Consider the following 17826-nt stretch of genomic DNA (forward strand, 5'->3'; position numbering starts at 1 on the left):
CCACAACTGTATTGACCGCATGCCCACTGCATTGATCACCGGCGCCAGCCGGGGTATCGGTTCGGCGATTGCCGCCGCACTGGCCCCGACGCACACCTTGCTGCTGGCCGGTCGGGCTTCGGCTGCGCTGGACGCCGCGACGCGGCGTCTCGGCGCGACCGCGCTTCCGCTGGATCTGGCCGACACCGACGCGATCCCGGCGGCCACCGAGTCGATCACCGAGCTCGACGTGCTGGTGCACAATGCCGGGGTCTCCATGCCGGGTCACGTCGCCGAGTCCACCGTCGAGCAATGGCGTACCACTTTCGACGTGAATGTCGTTGGCGCGGTGGCTGTTACGTTGGCGCTGCTGCCCGCGCTGCGGCGAGCCGGCGGCCAGGTGGTGTTCATCAACTCGGGCTCCGGTCGCAGGGTGTCGCCGGGGATGGCGTCCTATTCGGCGAGCAAGTTCGCGTTACGCGCGTTCGCCGATTCGCTGCGCGCCGACGAGCCCGCGTTGCGGGTCACCACGGTGTATCCCGGCCGGGTCGACACCGACATGCAGCGCGAGCTAGTGGCCTACGAGGGCGGCGACTACGACCCCGGCCGGTTTCTGCGGCCGGAGACCGTCGCCGCGGCGGTGGCCAATGTGGTGGCCACCCCGCCCGACGGGCACGTGCACGAAGTGGTGCTCCGCCCCCGTTGAGCGCTGACTAGACGACCAGGTTGACCAGGCGGCCGGGCACCACGATGACCTTGCGGACCGACGCGCCGTTCAGGAATGCCTGCACCTTCTCGTCGGCCAGCGCGGCGGCTTCCAGGGTGTCGTTGTCGGCGTCGGCGGCCACCACCACTTTTCCGCGCACCTTGCCGTTGACCTGCACCGGGTATTCGGCCGTCTCCTCGACCAGATAGGCGGGATCGGCCACCGGGAACGGGCCGTGCGCCAAAGAGGTGGCGTTGCCCAGCCGCTGCCAGAGCTCCTCGGCCACATGGGGGGCCAGCGGCGCCAGCATCAGCACCAGCGGCTCGACCGCGGCGCGCGCAGTGACGGCTTGCTTGGTCAGGTGATTGGTGTACTCGATCAGCTTGGCCACCGCAGTGTTATTGCGCAGCGCCGCATAGTCTTCGGACACGCCAGCGATGGTGCGGTGCAGCTGGCGCAGCGTGTCGACGTCGACCTTCGCATCGTTGTCGACCCGGTTGCGGCCGGTCTGCTCGTCGACCACCAGCCGCCACACCCGCTGCAAAAACCGGTGCGCGCCAACGACATCCTTGGTGGCCCATGGACGCGACGCCTCCAGTGGCCCCATCGACATCTCGTACACGCGCAGCGTGTCGGCGCCGTAGTCATCGCAGATCTCGTCGGGCGAGACCGAATTCTTCAGGCTCTTACCGATTTTGCCGAATTCCTGGAAGACCTCGACCTCGCCGTCCGGTCCTGAGTAGAAGAACTTACCGTCGCGTTCCACCACGTCGGCGGCCGGCACATAGGATCCGCGCGCGTCGGTATAGGCGAACGCCTGAATGTAGCCCTGGTTGACCAGGCGGCGGTACGGCTCGCGCGAAGTGACGTGGCCCAGGTCGTAGAGCACCTTGTGCCAGAACCTCGCATAGAGCAGGTGCAGCACCGCGTGCTCGACACCGCCGACGTAGAGGTCCACACCACCCGGGTCGTCCGGGCCGTGCTCGGCCGGTCGCGGACCCATCCAGTAGGCCTCGTTCTCCTTGGCGCAGAACCGCTCCGGGTTGTGCGGATCGGTGTAGCGCAGCTCGTACCACGAGCTGCCCGCCCACTGCGGCATCACGTTGGTGTCGCGGGTGTAGGGCTTTAGCCCGTCGCCGAGATCCAGTTCGACGTGCACCCAGTCGGTGGCCTTGGCCAGCGGCGGCTCGGGCTCGCTGTCGGCGTCGTCGGGGTCGAACAGCACCGGGGAGTAATCGGCTACGTCGGGCAACTCGACCGGCAACGCGGCTTCGTCCAGCGGGTGCGGGCGCCAGTCGCTGTCGTAGACGATCGGGAACGGCTCGCCCCAATACCGCTGCCGCGCGAAAAGCCAGTCCCGCAGCTTGTATTCGACCCGCGCCCAGCCGCGGCTGTCGGCTTCCAGCCGGGCGGTCATGGCCTTCTTGGCGGCGGCCACATCCATCCCGTCGAGAAAGCCGGAGTTCACGAGGACACCGTCACCGGTGTAGGCGTCCTGTGAAATGTCGCCGCCGGCAATCACTTCGACGATCGGCAGGCCGAGCTCGCGCGCGAACTCCCAGTCGCGGTGGTCATGGCCCGGGACGGCCATGATCGCCCCGGTGCCGTAGCCGACCAACACGTAGTCGGCGATGAAGATCGGGACTTGCTGGCCGTTGGCCGGGTTAGTCGCGTAAGTACCAAGGAAGACACCCGTTTTCGCCTTGTTCTCCTGGCGCTCCAGGTCGGACTTGGCGACGATCGACTGCCGGTAGGCCTTCACCGCCTCGGCGGGTGTGGCGGCGCCGAAAGTCCAGTGCGGGTCGACGCCGTCGGGCCACTCGGCGGCGACCAGCCGGTCGACCAACTCGTGCTCGGGCGCCAGCACCAGATAGGTGGCGCCGAACAGGGTGTCGGGCCGGGTGGTGAACACCTCGATGTCGCCGGCGTCGCTGCCGAACAGCGCCGCGGCACCGGTCGAGCGGCCGATCCAGTTGCGCTGCATGGTCTTGACCTTGTCCGGCCACTCCAGCAGGTCCAGGTCATCCAGCAGCCGGTCGGCGTAGGCGGTGATGCGCATCATCCACTGCCGCAACCGTTTGCGGAACACCGGAAAGTTGCCCCGGTCGCTGCGGCCGTCGGCGGTGACCTCTTCGTTGGCCAGCACGGTCCCCAATCCCGGGCACCAGTTGACCATCGAGTCGGCCCGGTAGACCAGCCGGTAGCCGTCGATCACGTCGGCGCGCTCACCGGCCGACAGCGTCGCCCAGTCCCGGCCGTCGTCCAAAGTGCGCTCGCCGGAATCGAATTCGTCGATGAGCTCGGCGATCGGCCGCGCCTTGTTGGCGGTGGTGTCGAACCACGCGTTGTAGATCTGCAGGAATATCCACTGCGTCCACTTGTAGAACTCGGGGTCGGTGGTGGCAAAGCTTCGCCGGGTGTCGTGGCCGAAGCCCAGCCGGCCCAACTGGCGCCGGAAGTTGACGATGTTGGCCTCGGTCCGGGTCCGCGGATGGGTCCCGGTTTGCACCGCATACTGTTCGGCAGGCAGCCCGAACGCGTCGAAACCCAACGCGTGCAACACGTTTCGGCCGGTCATCCGAAAGTAGCGGGCATAGACGTCGGTGGCGATGTAACCCAGCGGGTGACCGACGTGCAGGCCCTCGCCGGACGGATACGGGAACATGTCCTGGACGAACATCTTGTCGTCGGGCACCGGCGATCCGTCGGCCGGCGCCAGCGAGCCGACCGGGTTGGCCACGTTGAACGTCCCCCAGCGGGTCCAGTTGTCCTGCCAGGTCCGTTCGATGCGACCGGCCAGCTCCGCGGTGTAGCGGTACCGCGGCGCATCGGAGTCCGCCTCATCGGCGCCCGGGACGGCGCCGGCTGCTGCGGTCGGGGATTCGGTCACGTCACACAGGGTATAAGGAGCGCGCCGACCGCCTTCCGGCCACAGCTTGGTCTCGGTTTCGTCGCGTACCGATCAGGGGTTCATCCCAGGTCCGTCTCAAGCCTGTCCACAGCGGTTTCCGCTGGTTACAGTCGGCCTCTAACGCCGATCCGAGGGAAGGAGCGACTCTGATGACGCAGATTGCCCGCGGCCTGCGGGTACTGGCAGCCGGTGTCGTCGTCGGCGTCGCAGGTGTGATGTGCGTCGCCGCCACGGCCAGCGCAGACCCGATGTTTCCGCCCGGCCCCAACCCGGTGCCGGCCCCCGCCCCGCCCCTGACCCAAAACGCGCTCGGGGCCGTCGGCAACAGCACGCCGGGCACCGCCCCCTCGGTCGCCCCGCGGATCGCGGCACCGCAACCGGCCGCAGCGCCGCAACCTGCCGCAGCGCCGGCACCGGCTGCGCTGGTGCCGGCGGCCAGCGGGACACTGCGCGACTACTTCGCCGGCAAAGGCGTCAAGCTCGAACCGCAGCAGCCGCAGAACTTCAAGGCGCTCGACATCACCTTGCCGGTGCCGCCGCGCTGGACGCAGGTGCCCGACCCCAATGTGCCCGACGCGTTCGCCGTCATCGCAGACCGATCCGGCACCGGCAACAGCCTCTACACGTCCAACGCGCAGGTGGTGGTCTACAAACTGATCGGCGACTTCGACCCCCGCGAGGCCATCACCCACGGTTACGTCGACAGCCAGCAATTGCCGGCCTGGCAGACCACCAAGGGCGCGATGGGCGATTTCGGCGGATTTCCGTCGTCGGTCATCGAAGGCACCTACCGACAAAACGATATGACGCTCAACACATCTCGGCGCCACGTCATCGCCACGTCGGGGCCGGAGCGTTACCTGGTGTCGCTGGCGGTCACCACCGGCGTCACGCAGGCCGTCGCGGACGCGCCCGCCACCGACGCGATCATCAACGGCTTCCGGGTGACTGTGCCGGGCGCCAACCCGCCCGCCGCTGCGCCGGCTGTTGTTCCCGCGCCGACGCGCTGATCGTCAGGCGCGGGGGCCTCAGTATTGTGGCCCCATGCTGATCGCCGGACTCCTGTGCATGGGCATCGCGATCGCCTGCGCCGCACTCGGGTTGTGGTCGCTGTCACGTCCCCGGCCCGGCGACACCGCTGCGCAGGTGACGCGCTCGGTCGCGCCGACACAGCTGGCGGCCGCGGTCATGCTGGCGGCCGGCGGCGCGGTCGCCCTGGCCGGACCGCGTCCGGCGGGCGGTGTGCTGGTCGGCGTGTGCGTCGTCGGGGCGGTCGGCACCGTGGCCGCCGGATCGTGGCAGAGCGCCCGGTACGCGTTGCGCCGCCAAGCGACACCCGCCCTATGCGTTGGAGACTGCGCGGCCTGCACACTGTCTTGTCGCTGATGCGCCGGGCATGCTGAAGCGGCTGTCGGCGCTGCCCGTCGACACCTTCTTATTGGCGTTGCTGGTGACGGTGGCGCTAGCGGCGGTGTTCCCGGCGCGCGGTGCTGCGGCCGAGGTGGTGTCGATCGCGGCCAAGGTCGCGATCGCGGTGCTGTTCTGGCTCTACGGTGCCCGGCTCTCGCCGCAGCAGGCGTGGCACGGAATGCGGCAGTGGCGGCTGCACCTCTTGGTGTTGGCGACCACATTCGTGGTCTTCCCGGTGTTGGGGTTGGCGTGTCGTGTGCTGGTGCCGTGGCTGCTGACGCGCGACCTCTATCACGGTCTGCTGTTCCTGTGTCTGGTCCCGTCGACCGTGCAGTCCTCGATCGCATTCACTTCGATTGCGCGGGGCCATGTTTCGGCCGCCATCGTCAGCGCGTCGCTGTCCAACATCGTCGGCGTGGTCGTGACCCCGCTACTCGTCTTGCTGCTGATGCACACCAGCGGCGCACCGCGCGTAGATGCCACCGCGATACGTGACATCGTGCTGCAGTTGTTGTTGCCGTTCGTGGCGGGCCAGTTGATGCGGCCGTGGATCGCCGGCGTGATTGCCCGGCGCGGTGTGCTGACCAAGGTGGTCGACCGCGGGTCGATCCTGCTGGTGGTCTACACCGCGTTCTCGATGGGCATGGTCGAGCGAATCTGGCTCAGCGTCGGGGTGTGGAAGGTGGTCGCGGTCACGGTGGCCAGCGCCGTGTTGCTGGGATTGGTGCTGGCATTCACTTGGCTGATCGGCCGGCTGGCCGGGCTGGACCGCGGCGACGCGATCGTGCTGCTGTTCTGCGGCTCGAAAAAGAGTCTGGCGTCGGGGCTTCCGATGGCGCTGGTGCTGTTCCCGGCGGCGACCGTCGGCGTCATCATGTTGCCGCTGATGCTCTTTCACCAGATACAGCTGCTGGTGTGCGCGGTGATCGCCAGCAGGTTGTCGCGCGAACCGCTCAGTTGCGGCTGAGGTCGATCGGATGGGTGGCCAACAGCGACAGCGGCATCGGCTGACGTCGCAGTACCCGGCCCCACAGGTCCACCCTCGGCGGTACCAAGACGTCAGAAGGCAAGGCGGACAACACAATCCAGTCGTCGCGCTCGATCTCGCCCTCGAGCTGGCCGATGGTCCACCCGGAGTAGCCGGCGAAGATCCGCACCCCCTCCACCAGCGGGGCGATCGACTCGGGGTCGGCGTCCAGATCGACCATCGCCAGTCGCCCGGACACATGCCGCAGGCCGGGTACACCGTCGGGCTCTGCGCCGACCCGTAGCACCGACAAGCACAGTGCGGCGTCACGTTTCACCGGTCCGCCGATGAACATCGTCTTGGGTTTGGCGGCCAGCTTGGCCCATTGCGGCAGCACGTTGTAGACGGCGGTTTCGCTGGGCCGGTTCAGAACCACCCCGAGCGTGCCGCCGTCGTTGTGCTCGACGATGTAGATCACGCTGCGGCGAAACGTCGGCTCGAGCAGGTCGGTGTTGGCCAGCAGCAACGTGCCCGCACGCACACGATGCGCCGCGGGAGCGACGTAGTCCTCGGGGTCTTCATGCTGCGCCACCACACCATCATCGCATCAGCGCGCGGCCGTCGTGGCGAACAAACGGGGCGCCGCTTGATATTTGTAGGGTGGGTTGGTGGCTTGGCGCGGTGCCGGCTTGCCGGGCCACACCGTGGAAGTAGGTCTCGTGATTCACACCCGCCCGCCTGTGGCTGTCTGGCGCTCGGTGCGCAGCCTGCGCGACTTCCGGCGGCTGCTGGAGTTGCGTGCGGTCAGCCAATTCGGCGACGGGCTGTTCTCTGCGGGCCTGGCCGGGGCGCTGCTGTTCAATCCCGAGCGGGCGGCCAGTCCGCTGGCCATCGCGGGCGCGTTCGCGGTGCTGTTCTTGCCCTACTCGCTGCTGGGTCCGTTCGCCGGCGCGCTGATGGATCACTGGGATCGGCGGCTGGTGCTCGTCGGCGCCAACGTGGGCCGGCTGATATCGGCCGGTGCGGCGGGTGTGCTGCTGGCTGCCGGAGAGGGTGACCTGCCGGTGCTGTGCGGCGCGCTGATCGTCAACGGCTTCGGTCGCTTCGTTTCGTCCGGGCTCTCGGCGGCGCTGCCGCACGTGGTCCCCCGCGAGCAGGTGGTGACGATGAATTCGATCGCCACCGCGACCGGCGCGGTTGCGGCTTTCCTGGGCGCAAACTTCATGCTGGTGCCGCGCCGAATTTTCGGGTCCGGCGACTACGGCGCCGCGTCGATCATCTTTCTGGTTCTGGTTCCGGTGGCGATCGCGCTGGTGTTGTCGCTGCGATTCGGCGCCCACGTGCTCGGGCCCGACGACACCAAACGCGCGATCCACGGATCGGTGGTCTACCTCGTCGTCACCGGCTGGCTGCACGGGGCGCGCACGGTGCTGAACCGTCCGACCGTCGCGGGCACCCTTGCCGGGCTGGCTGCGCACCGGATGGTGTTCGGCATCAACACGCTGCTGGTGCTGTTGCTGGTGCGCCACGCCGGTGGCACGTCACCCGGCGGGTTGGGCACCGCGGTGCTGTTCGTCGCGGCCACCGGGACAGGCTCGTTTCTGGCCAACGTGCTGACGCCACCGGCGGTTCGCCGCTGGGGTCGCTATACGACGGCCAACGGCGCGCTGGCGATTGCGGCCGCCATTCAGCTTGTCGGGGTCGGTCTGCACCTGCCGGTGATGGTGGTCTGCGGGTTCTTCCTCGGCACCGCCGGGCAAGTGGTGAAGCTGTGCGCCGACACCGCCATGCAGATCGACGTCGACGACGCGCTGCGCGGGCACGTGTTCGCGGTGCAGGATTCGCTGTTTTGGGTGTCGTTCATCGCGGCGATCACCGGCGCGGCGGTCGTCATTCCCGACGACGGGCATGCGCCCGTGTTGGTGCTGACCGGGACGGTGCTGTATCTGGCCGGCCTAGCGGTGCATGCGCTGGTTGGTCGGCGGGCGATGAGCGCGTAGCGCGAAGAGAGCCGCCGCCCACAGGCCCGGTCGGCGGGCGATGAACGGTCGCTAAGGTAATCCCCGATGACCGGGCTTGATGCGATCGTGGCTGACTTACGCGCCGAGAGCGACGAACTCGACGCCTTGGTGGCGCCGCTTGCCGATGACCGGTGGGCCGAGCCGACACCCGCCCCGGGCTGGACCATCGCCCACCAGATCGGGCACCTGCTGTGGACCGACCGCGTGGCGTTGACATCGGTCACCGACGAGGCCGGCTTCGGCGAACTGCTGCAAGCCGCATCGGCCAACCCCGCCGGCTTCGTCGACGCCGGAGCCGAAGAGCTGGCGGCCACGAAACCTGGTGAGCTGCTTGCCGATTGGCGAACCACCCGCACCCGGCTGCACGACGCGCTGTTGACCGTTCCCGACGGCCGCAAACTGCCGTGGTTCGGTCCGCCGATGAGCGCGGCGTCGATGGCCACCGCGCGGCTGATGGAGACGTGGGCGCACGGCCTGGACGTGGCCGACACGCTCGGCCTCACTCGACCGCCCAGCGCACGCCTGCGATCGGTTGCGCACATCGGCGTGCGGGCCCGCGACTACGCCTTCGCCGTCAACGGATTGACCCCGCCGGCCGAGCCGTTCTTCGTCGAGCTGCGCGCACCCGACGGCGGGGTGTGGTCGTGGGGCCCGCCCGACGCGGCGCAGCGGGTCACCGGCAGCGCCGAGGACTTCTGTTTCCTGGTCACCCAACGCCGGCCGCGCCGCACACTGGACGTCACCGCCCACGGCGCCGACGCGGAGCGTTGGCTCGACATCGCGCAAGCCTTCGCCGGGCCGCCGGGGCCGGGGCGGAGCTAACCTTCCGGCGACTGTGAACGCTGCGACGGCTGTACGGCGCGTCGCGTCGCCAGGTTCACACTCGGCGCGGTGGTTAGAGCGTGGTAGCGCCGTCGGCGGCGCCGTCGCCGTCGCTATCGGTCAGCCGCACATCCCACCGGCCGTCGCCGTCGGTGTCCACAAATCCCGTCACGCCGCCGTCGCCAGCACACATCACCCGGTCGGCCAGCCCGCCGCCGTCGCTGTCGACCAGCCGGTCATCGACGGCGCCGTCACCGTCGAAGTCGACCAGCGGCCCGCCGGTGTGCTCGACGCCGTCGAGCCCGAACCAGCGCAGCTGCCCGCCCCGGTCGACGGCCACCGCCCAGGTGCCGGTCCCGTCATCGGTGAAATAGCTTTCCGGCGTCCCGTCGTTGTCGACATCCAGCACGGCGTGGTCGGCCAGCCCGTCGCCGTCGAGATCCGCCAGCGCGTCATCACGCAACCCGTCACCGTCGAAGTCCAGCCCGACCGCGTCGAGCCGGCCGTCGCCGTCGACGTCGAGATCGGGCTGGCCGGTCCACATCGCCGCCGTACCGTCGCCGGTGCCCAAGCAGTACTCCATGCCGGTCAGACGCGGCGCACCCGCTACCGGTTCCCCCGCGCCTTCCACCAGGCCAGCAGCTCGGCCGTCGCCTCCTCGTGCGACAGCGGCCCGCGCTCCAGCCGAAGCTCCTTCAGGTAGCGCCACGCCTCGCCGACCTGCGGCCCGGGCGGGATGTCCAGCAGCTTCATGATCTCGTTGCCGTCGAGGTCGGGCCGTACACGCTGCAGGTCTTCGGCCGCGGCCAGTTCGGCGATCCTCGCCTCGAGGTTGTCGTAGTTGGCCTGCAGCCGGGCGGCCCGCCGCTTGTTGCGGGTGGTGCAGTCGGCCCGCACCAGCTTGTGCAGCTTTCCCAGCAACGGACCGGCGTCGGTGACATAGCGGCGCACCGCCGAATCGGTCCACTTGCCGTCTCCGTAGCCGTGGAATCGCAGATGCAGGTACACCAGCTGCGAGATGTCGTCGACCATCTGTTTGGAGTACTTCAACGCCCGCAACCGCTTGCGGGCCATCTTGGCGCCGACCACCTCGTGATGGTGAAAACTCACCCCGCCGTCGGCCTCGTGTTTGCGGGTGGCCGGTTTGCCGATGTCGTGCAGCAGCGCCGCCCAGCGCAACACCAGATCCGGGCCCTCGTCCTCTAATTCCATGGCCTGCCGCAGCACTGTCAGCGAATGCTGGTAGACGTCCTTGTGCTGGTGGTGCTCGTCGATGGCCATCCGCATGCCGCCGACCTCGGGCAGCACCACGTCGCCCATGCCCGTCTGCACCAGCAGATCGATCCCGGCGGCCGGGTCGGCACCGAGCAGCAGCTTGTCCAGTTCGGCGGCCACCCGTTCGGCGGTGATGCGGCTCAGCTCGGGCGCCATCTCCTCGATCGCCGCGCGGACCCGCGGCGCCACGGTGAAGCCCAGCTGCGAGACGAACCGGGCGGCGCGCAGCATGCGCAGCGGGTCGTCGCCGAACGACACCTCCGGCGCTGCGGGGGTGTCGAGTGTCCCGGCGCGCAGCGCCGCCAAACCGCCTAGCGGATCGATGAATTCGCCCGGCCCGGTTGGCGTGACGCGCACCGCCATCGCGTTGACGGTGAAGTCGCGGCGGGACAGATCGGCTTCCAGGGAGTCCCCGAAACGCACCTGGGGGTTGCGCGACACCCGGTCGTAGCGGTCCGCGCGAAACGTGGTGATCTCCAGGCGGTGCCCGTCCTTGCCCACGCCGACGGTGCCGAACTCGATTCCGGTGTCCCACAAGGCATCCGCCCACGGCCGCATGATCTTCTGCACCTGTTCGGGGTGCGCGTCGGTGGCGAAATCCAGGTCGGGGCTAAGCCGCTGCAGCAGCGCGTCGCGCACGGACCCGCCCACCAGGTACAGCTCGTGACCGGCCGCAGCGAACGCCGCGCCGAGTTCGCGCAGCAGGTCGGCGTGCCTGTTCAACGCGACGGCGGCCGCGGTCAGCAGATCGGCGTCGTGGGCGGTTTCGGGCACGTTCGATGAGCCTAGTCGGGTGGTTAACGGCGAGTGTGCCCTGGAACGCTAAGGCGTGCCAGCTACTATCGCTTGGGTGTCGGACGGCGAACAAGCCAAACCCCGCCGGCGCCGCGGCAGGCGTCGGGGTCGCCGCGCCTCCGGGACAGCCGAAAACCGCGCCGACAAGGCGGCAGTCGACGGCGCGGTCCCGACCGCTGAGTCAGCTAAATCGGGTCGGGGACGCTCGACCCGGCGCGGCCCCGAGCGGCTGCGCACCGTGCACGAAACCTCCGCGGGCGGACTGGTCATCGACGGCATCGACGGGCCCCGCGAAGAGCAGGTCGCCGCACTCATCGGTCGCGTCGACCGCCGTGGCCGCATGCTGTGGTCTTTGCCCAAGGGCCACATCGAACTCGGCGAGACCGCCGAGCAGACTGCGATCCGGGAAGTCGCCGAGGAGACCGGCATTCAGGGCAGTGTGCTGGCCGCGTTGGGCAGCATCGACTACTGGTTCGTCACCGACGGCCGACGGGTGCACAAAACCGTGCACCACTATCTGATGCGGTGCGCGGGCGGTGAGCTGTCCGACGAGGACCTCGAAGTCGCCGAAGTGGCGTGGGTGCCGATCCGGGAGCTGCCGTCGCGGCTGGCCTACGCCGACGAGCGGCGCCTGGCCGAGGTGGCCGACGAACTGATCGACAAGTTGCAAGCCGACGGCCCGGCGGCGTTGCCGCCGCTGCCGCCCACCACACCGCGCCGACGCCCGCAGACGCATTCGCGCGCCCACCATCGTCAACCCGCGCCGGGCCGGAAGAACGGTCGCGGTCCCGGGCCGTGACCGGGCTCCGGCTGTTCCAAGCGGCGACCCGCTGCGCCCGGCTTCGCCGCACTTGCGATCGCCACGGGCTGTTCCAAGCGGCGACCCGTCCCCCTCGCCGCTCCGCGGCTGGGGGTGCCCCCAGCGCCCGGCTTCGCCGCACTTGCGATCGCCACGGGCGCGCCGCCCTGCTGCGCCTCGCCGCCGTGGCCGGCATCCTGGCCGGTCTGGCGGCCGTGCCCACGTTTCCGGCCGCCGCGCCCCGCGCCGTCGCGGGCGAGCCCGGTACGACTCCGTTCGTGCAGGTACGCGTCGACCAGGTGACCCCCGACGTGGTCACCACCACCAGCGAACCGGTCGTCACGGTCACCGGGATCGTGACCAACGTCGGCGACCGCCCGGTGCGTGACGTGATGGTTCGCCTCGAGCGGGCGGCGGCCGTCAGCTCGTCGGCGGGTCTGCGCACCAACCTCGACGGCGGCACCGACCAGTACGAGCCCGTCGGCGACTTCCTGACCGTGGCCAGCGAACTGCAACGCGGCCAGAACGCGGGATTCACCCTGTCGGCCCCGGTGCGCTCACTGACCCAGCCGTCGCTGGCGATCGACAAGCCGGGCGTCTACCCGTTGCTGGTCAACGTCAACGGGACACCCGACTACGGGGAACCGGCCCGCCTCGACAATGCCCGCTTCCTGCTGCCCGTGATGGGCGTGCCCGCCGACCCCGCCGACAAGTCCTCGGATGCGCTGAGTTCCGTCGTCGCGCCGGACACGTCCAAACCGGTGCAGGTGACCATGCTGTGGCCGCTGGCCGACCGGCCGCGGCTGGCCCCCGGCGTCCCCGGCGGCACGATCCCGGTGCGGCTGATCGACGACGAGCTGGCGACCTCCCTGGCCAGCGGCGGCCGGCTGGACATCCTGCTGTCCGCGGCCGAATTCGCCACCAGCCGCGACGTCGACCCCGACGGAGCCGTCGGCCGCTCGCTGTGCCTGGCCGTCGACCCGGACCTGCTCGTCACGGTCAATGCCATGACCCGCGGTTACGTTGTCTCGGACACCCCCGACAGCAGCGGTCCGGGGACGCCCGTACACCCCGGCACCGGCCAGGCCGCCGCGGTGAGCTGGCTGGACCGGTTGCGCGCGTTGGCGCACCGAATGTGCGTGGCGCCCACCCCATACGCCCAGGCCGACCTCGACGCAGTGCAACGGGTGGGCGACGCGGGGCTCGGCGACGCCGCCGGCATCGCGACCGCGGGCGACATCGTCGACCAGATCCTGGGCGTGGCCTCCATCCGCGGAGCCACCCTGATCGCCGACGGCTTGTTGACCCGACGCAGCGTGGACCTGCTCGGCGCCAGCCCCGGCACGGTGGCGGTCGCGGCGGCCGAGTTCTCCGGACAGGACTCCGCCACCGGCGAGCCGGCGACTGCGGACATCGCGCCGCGCCGGTTGTCGCCGCAGGTCGTGGCCGCGCCGTTCGACCCGACCGTCGGCGCCGCCCTGGCGGCGGCCGGCACCGATCCCGTCGCACCGACCTACCTGGATGCCTCGCTCGCGGTCCGGCTGCGGCATGACTCGGCCACCGCGCGCCGCCAGGACGCCCTGGGCTCGATGCTGTGGCGGAGCTTGCGGCCCGACGTCGCGCAGCGCGCCGAGATTCTGGTGCCGCCGCCGACCTGGACTCTGCAATCCGACGACGCGGGCGCCATCCTGACCACGCTGGCCGCCGCCGTTCGGTCGGGGCTGGCAGTGCCGCGGCCGTTGCCGGCTCTGATCGCCGACACCTCCGCAGTCAACGCCGCACCCCGGCCCGTCAGCAACGACATCGCCCCGCGCGGACGGTTCGACGACGTCGTCATCGCCCAGATCGCCGGCGAGCTGGGGCGGCTCGGCGGGCTGACGTCGGCGCTGACCACCGACGTGCGCACCGGGTTGACCGGCGCCGGCTACACCGCGCCGCTGCGTGAGGACATGCTGCGCGCGGTCAGTCAGTCGGAGCGACCGGACACCCGCAACGGGCTGGCGCACCGGCGCGTGCAGATCGTCGGCGCCACGATCGACGACCTCTACGGGTCGGTCACGATCGTCAACCCGGGCGGGTCCTACACCCTGGCCACCGAGCACAGCCCGCTGCCGCTGGCGCTGCACAACGGCCTGGCGGTCCCGATCCGGGTGCGGCTGCACGTCGACACCCCGCCCGGCATGACCGTGACCGACCTCGGTGAAATCGAGCTGCCGCCGGGATATCTGCCGCTGCGGGTGCCGATCGAGGTCAACTTCACCCAGCGGGTGGCCATCGACGTGTCGCTGCGCACCCCCGACGGTGTGCCGCTGGGCGAGCCGGTGCGGTTGTCGGTGCACTCCAACGCCTACGGCAAGGTGCTGTTCGCGATCACGCTGAGCGCGGCGGCGGTGCTGGTGACGCTGGCCGGGCGCCGGCTGTGGCACCGCTTCCGCGGTCAGCCCGACCGCGCCGACTTGGACCGTCCCGACCCTCGCGAAATGGAGCGGCCACCGGTGGTCGACCGCGTCGAGGAGGAGCACCCGGTATGAGCTCGGCCGGCCGGCGCGTGCCGCTGTCGGCGCGGCTGTCGTCGCCGACGCCGCTGGAGGCCACGGCACCTCAGCAGCGCGTCGAACTGTCCGACGCGGCGCTGGTGTCGCGGTCGTGGGGAATGGCGTTCGCGACGCTGGTCAGCAGGATCACCGGGTTCGCCCGGATCGTGCTGCTGGCCGCCATCCTTGGCGCGGCGCTGACCAGCGCCTTCTCGGTGGCCAACCAGCTGCCCAACCAGATCGCCGCGCTGGTGCTGGAGGCGACGTTCACCGCGATCTTCGTGCCGGTCCTCGCGCGCGCCGAACAGGACGACGCCGACGGCGGGCAGGCGTTCGTGCGGCGCCTGGTCACGCTGGCCACCACGCTGCTGCTGGTCACCACGCTGCTGTCGGTGGCCGGCGCGCCGCTGCTGGTGCGGCTGATGCTGGGCGCCAGCCCACAGGTCAACGAGCCGCTGACCACCGCGTTCGCCTACCTGCTGTTGCCGCAGGTGATCTTCTACGGGCTGTCCTCGGTGTTCATGGCAATCCTGAACACCCGCAACGTGTTCGGGCCGCCGGCCTGGGCGCCCGTCGTCAACAACGTCGTCGCGATCGCCACACTCGGCGTCTACCTGGCCGTGCCGGGGCAGCTGTCCGTCGATCCGGTCAAGATGGGCAACGCCAAGCTGCTGGTGCTCGGCGTCGGCACCACGCTCGGCGTGGTCGCGCAGACCGCGGTGCTGCTGGTGGCGATTTGGCGCCAGCACATCAGCCTGCGTCCGCTGTGGGGAATCGACCAGCGCCTCAAACGCTTCGGCGCGATGGCCGCCGCGATGGTGCTCTACGTGCTGATCAGCCAGCTCGGCTTCATCATCGGCAACCAGATCGCCAGCACCGCCGCCGCGTCCGGGCCGGCGATCTACAACTACGCCTGGCTGGTCCTGCAGCTGCCGTTCGGCATGATCGGGGTGACGGTGTTGACCGTGGTGATGCCGCGGCTGAGCCGCAACGCGGCCGCCGACGACACGCCCGCCGTGCTGGCCGACCTGTCGCTGGCCGCCCGCATGACGATGATCACGCTGATCCCGACGGTGGCGTTCATGACGGTCGGCGGTCCGGCGATCGGCAGCGCGCTGTTCGCCTACGGCCGGTTCGGCGAGGTCGACGCCGGCTACCTGGGTGCCGCGATCGCGCTGTCGGCGTTCACGCTGATCCCCTACGCGCTCGTGCTGTTGCAGTTGCGGGTCTTCTACGCCCGCGAGCAGCCCTGGACGCCGATCGTGATCATCGTCGTCATCACCACGGTCAAGGTCGCCGGGTCGCTGCTGGCGCCGTACGTCACCGCCGACCGCGAGCTGGTCGCCGGCTATCTGGGCCTGGCCAACGGGCTGGGGTTCCTGGCCGGTGCGATCGTCGGCTACTTTCTGCTGCGCAACGCGCTGCGGCCACCCAGCCGGCACCTCATCGGTGCCGCGGAAACGCGGACAATCCTGGTGACCATCGCCGCGTCGCTGCTGGCGGGCCTGGTCGCGCACGTGGTCGACCGGCTGCTTGGGCTGGAAACCCTGACAGCGCACGGCGGCGGGGCCGGCTCGCTGCTGCGCCTTTTCGTGCTCGCGGTCATCATGGTGCCGATCATGGCCGCGGTGATGCTGCGCGCGCAGGTGCCGGAGGCGCACGCCGCGGCGGCCGCTGCCCGTCGATGGCTCGGCGGGACAGGCGGAAAATTAGCCGCCGGCAAGGCCGCTGCGCCCGACCACCTGTCCGGGGTTGGCGCGGTCACGTACTCTGAGCAGAGGAATTCGTTGGCGCCGGGGGGGTATCCGGTCCGGGGACCCATCCGGCGAATGCCTCCCGAGCGGGTAGCCGGGACTGGGATGGGGAAAGGACCGGAGGTGACCGACGGCCCAACACACAGCACCTCATCCAAACCTGCATCCGAGACTGAACGGTCGCAACAGTCCGCCGACGACTTCCAGCCGGACATTCCGCCCGACGCCCAGGTCCGCACTGTCTCAGCGCCCCCGCCCAAAGACGCGGACGACCCGCTCGAGTTCGACGCGCCACGCGAGCCGGCGCCCGGGCCATCGCCGCGGGAGGACCTGCACCTGGTACCCGGTGCCAGCATCTCCGGTGGCCGCTACCGATTACTCGTATTCCACGGCGGCCGACCGGGATTGCAGTTTTGGCAGGCCCTTGACACCGCGCTGGACCGGCAGGTGGCGCTGACGTTCGTCGACCCGGACGGGACGCTGCCCGACGACGAACTGCGCGAAATCCTGTCTCGCACCCTGCGGCTCAGCCGCATCGACAAGCCCGGCGTCGCCCGGGTGCTCGACGTGGTGCACACCGGCCGCGGCGGGCTGGTGGTCGCCGAGTGGATCCGCGGCGGCTCACTGCAGGAGGTGGCCAACACGTCGCCGTCGGCGGTCGGAGCGGCCCGCGCGATGCAGACCCTGGCCGCCGCCGCCGAAGCCGCCCACCACGCCGGCGTCGCGCTGTCGATCGACCACCCCAGCCGCGTGCGGGTCAGCATCGAGGGCGATGTGGTGCTGGCTTTCCCGGCGACCATGCCCGACGCCACGCCCGACGCCGACATCCGCGGCATCGGCGGCGCACTGTATGCCCTGCTGGTCAACCGGTGGCCGCTGCCGGAGTCCGGGGTGCGCAGCGGCCTGGCGCCGGCCGAGCGCGATCCGTCCGGTCACCCGGTGGAACCGCGGCTGATCGATCACGAGATTCCGTTCCAGATCTCCGCGGCCGCCAGTCACGCCATTCAAGGTGACGGCGGGATACGCAGCGCGGCAACGCTTTTGAACCTACTGCAGCAGGCGACCGCGGTAGCCGACCGGACGGATCTGCTGGCGCCGATCGACGAAACGGCGCCGGGCGCCGGCCGGCCGGGGCCGTTCCGGCGCAGCGGACCGGAGGACGACGAGGTTCGGCTGCGGCGCCGACGCAACGTGATGATCGGGGTGGGTGCCGCGGTGGCCGTCATCGTGGTCGCGCTGCTGGTGCTGGCCACGGTGCTGGGCCGCATCTTCGGTGACCTCGGCGGCGGCCTCGACAAGGACCGGCTCGGCCTCAACGCGCCGTCGTCGAGCACCACGTCGACAACCGGCAGTCCGGCGGCGTCGGGCAGCATGGTCAAACCCTCGAAGGCGACCGTCTTCTCCCCCGAGGGCGAGGCCGACAACCCGGGCCAGGCCGGCCAGGCGATCGACGGTAACCCGGCCACCGCCTGGGCAACCGACACCTACACCGACGCCGCGCCGTTCCCCAGCTTCAAGAACGGCGTCGGGCTGTTGCTGCAGCTGCCCAAGCCCACCACCGTGGGCACGGTGACCGTCGACATCTCCAGCACCGGGACAAAGGTGCAGATTCGCTCGTCGCCGACGTCGTCTCCCGCCAAACTCGAGGACACCACGGCGCTGACCCAGCCGACGGCGTTGCACCCCGGGCACAACAGCATCCCGGTCAACGCGTCGGCGCCGACGTCGAACCTGCTGGTGTGGATCTCCACCCTGGGCACCACCAACGGCAAGAGCGAAGCCGACATCTCCGAAATCACCGTGCAGGCCGCCTCCTGACGTAGCGGTGATCGCAAGCGCGGCGAAGCCGTCGT

At 70.1% G+C, this 17826-nt stretch carries 13 protein-coding genes; 9 read left to right on the plus strand and 4 right to left on the minus strand.

What is annotated here, in order from left to right; all coding sequences use genetic code 11:
• The first annotated feature begins 19 nt into the window (after positions 1-19).
• The gene (locus tag G6N47_RS07920; protein ID WP_083132232.1) at positions 20-685 is read left to right on the plus strand and encodes an SDR family oxidoreductase; all 666 of its coding nucleotides are present in this window, start codon (positions 20-22) and stop codon (positions 683-685) included.
• Positions 686-692: 7 nt separating this feature from the next.
• On the opposite strand, the gene leuS is transcribed toward G6N47_RS07920, so the two are convergent.
• Positions 693-3575, minus strand: coding sequence for a leucine--tRNA ligase (gene leuS / locus G6N47_RS07925; RefSeq protein ID WP_083132231.1), 2883 nt, complete (start codon positions 3573-3575; stop codon positions 693-695).
• A gap of 170 nt (positions 3576-3745) precedes the next feature.
• On the opposite strand from leuS, the gene G6N47_RS07930 reads away from it, so the two are divergent.
• The 3 genes from G6N47_RS07930 to G6N47_RS07940 are packed head-to-tail and all read left to right on the plus strand — an operon-like array spanning position 3746 to position 5973.
• On the plus strand, positions 3746-4606 hold the full coding sequence (locus G6N47_RS07930; RefSeq protein WP_083132230.1) for an LpqN/LpqT family lipoprotein: 861 nt from the start codon (positions 3746-3748) through the stop codon (positions 4604-4606).
• 34 nt (positions 4607-4640) lie between these two features.
• Entirely contained in the window at positions 4641-4982 is a 342-nt protein-coding gene (locus tag G6N47_RS07935) for a hypothetical protein (RefSeq protein ID WP_083132229.1), read from the plus strand.
• A 13-nt stretch (positions 4983-4995) separates the two neighbouring features.
• A complete protein-coding gene (locus G6N47_RS07940) occupies positions 4996-5973 on the plus strand; it encodes a bile acid:sodium symporter family protein (RefSeq protein WP_179966435.1) in 978 nt (325 codons plus the stop codon).
• Here the strand turns inward: G6N47_RS07940 and G6N47_RS07945 are convergent.
• A complete protein-coding gene (locus G6N47_RS07945) occupies positions 5960-6568 on the minus strand; it encodes a YqgE/AlgH family protein (RefSeq protein ID WP_139799534.1) in 609 nt (202 codons plus the stop codon). The two genes, G6N47_RS07940 and G6N47_RS07945, sit on opposite strands and share 14 nt — an antisense overlap.
• A gap of 109 nt (positions 6569-6677) precedes the next feature.
• Between G6N47_RS07945 and G6N47_RS07950 the strand changes: the two genes are divergently transcribed.
• Positions 6678-7973: an MFS transporter gene (locus tag G6N47_RS07950; protein ID WP_372517540.1), complete on the plus strand. Its 1296-nt coding sequence runs from the start codon at positions 6678-6680 to the stop codon at positions 7971-7973.
• A 66-nt stretch (positions 7974-8039) separates the two neighbouring features.
• Positions 8040-8816, plus strand: coding sequence for a TIGR03084 family metal-binding protein (locus G6N47_RS07955; RefSeq protein WP_083132227.1), 777 nt, complete (start codon positions 8040-8042; stop codon positions 8814-8816).
• 73 nt (positions 8817-8889) lie between these two features.
• Here G6N47_RS07955 and G6N47_RS07960 read toward each other — a convergent pair whose 3' ends face one another.
• Together G6N47_RS07960 and G6N47_RS07965 are read right to left on the minus strand one after the other, a co-directional pair.
• Positions 8890-9399, minus strand: coding sequence for a pullulanase (locus G6N47_RS07960; protein ID WP_083132319.1), 510 nt, complete (start codon positions 9397-9399; stop codon positions 8890-8892).
• 23 nt (positions 9400-9422) lie between these two features.
• Complete coding sequence (locus G6N47_RS07965; RefSeq protein ID WP_083132226.1) at positions 9423-10865, minus strand: CCA tRNA nucleotidyltransferase; 1443 nt, start codon at positions 10863-10865, stop codon at positions 9423-9425.
• A gap of 76 nt (positions 10866-10941) precedes the next feature.
• Here G6N47_RS07965 and G6N47_RS07970 point away from each other — a divergent pair, with 76 nt between their 5' ends.
• From G6N47_RS07970 to murJ, 3 genes are all read left to right on the plus strand, one after another.
• On the plus strand, positions 10942-11685 hold the full coding sequence (locus G6N47_RS07970) for an NUDIX hydrolase (protein WP_083132225.1): 744 nt from the start codon (positions 10942-10944) through the stop codon (positions 11683-11685).
• Between the two features lie 167 nt (positions 11686-11852).
• Positions 11853-14216: a hypothetical protein gene (locus G6N47_RS07975; RefSeq protein ID WP_083132318.1), complete on the plus strand. Its 2364-nt coding sequence runs from the start codon at positions 11853-11855 to the stop codon at positions 14214-14216.
• Entirely contained in the window at positions 14213-17791 is a 3579-nt protein-coding gene (gene murJ / locus G6N47_RS07980) for a murein biosynthesis integral membrane protein MurJ (protein WP_179966370.1), read from the plus strand. The genes G6N47_RS07975 and murJ overlap by 4 nt, the downstream gene beginning before the upstream one ends.
• The last annotated feature ends 35 nt before the right edge of the window (positions 17792-17826 follow it).

The organism is Mycobacterium branderi (genome assembly GCF_010728725.1).
Lineage (GTDB): Bacteria > Actinomycetota > Actinomycetes > Mycobacteriales > Mycobacteriaceae > Mycobacterium > Mycobacterium branderi.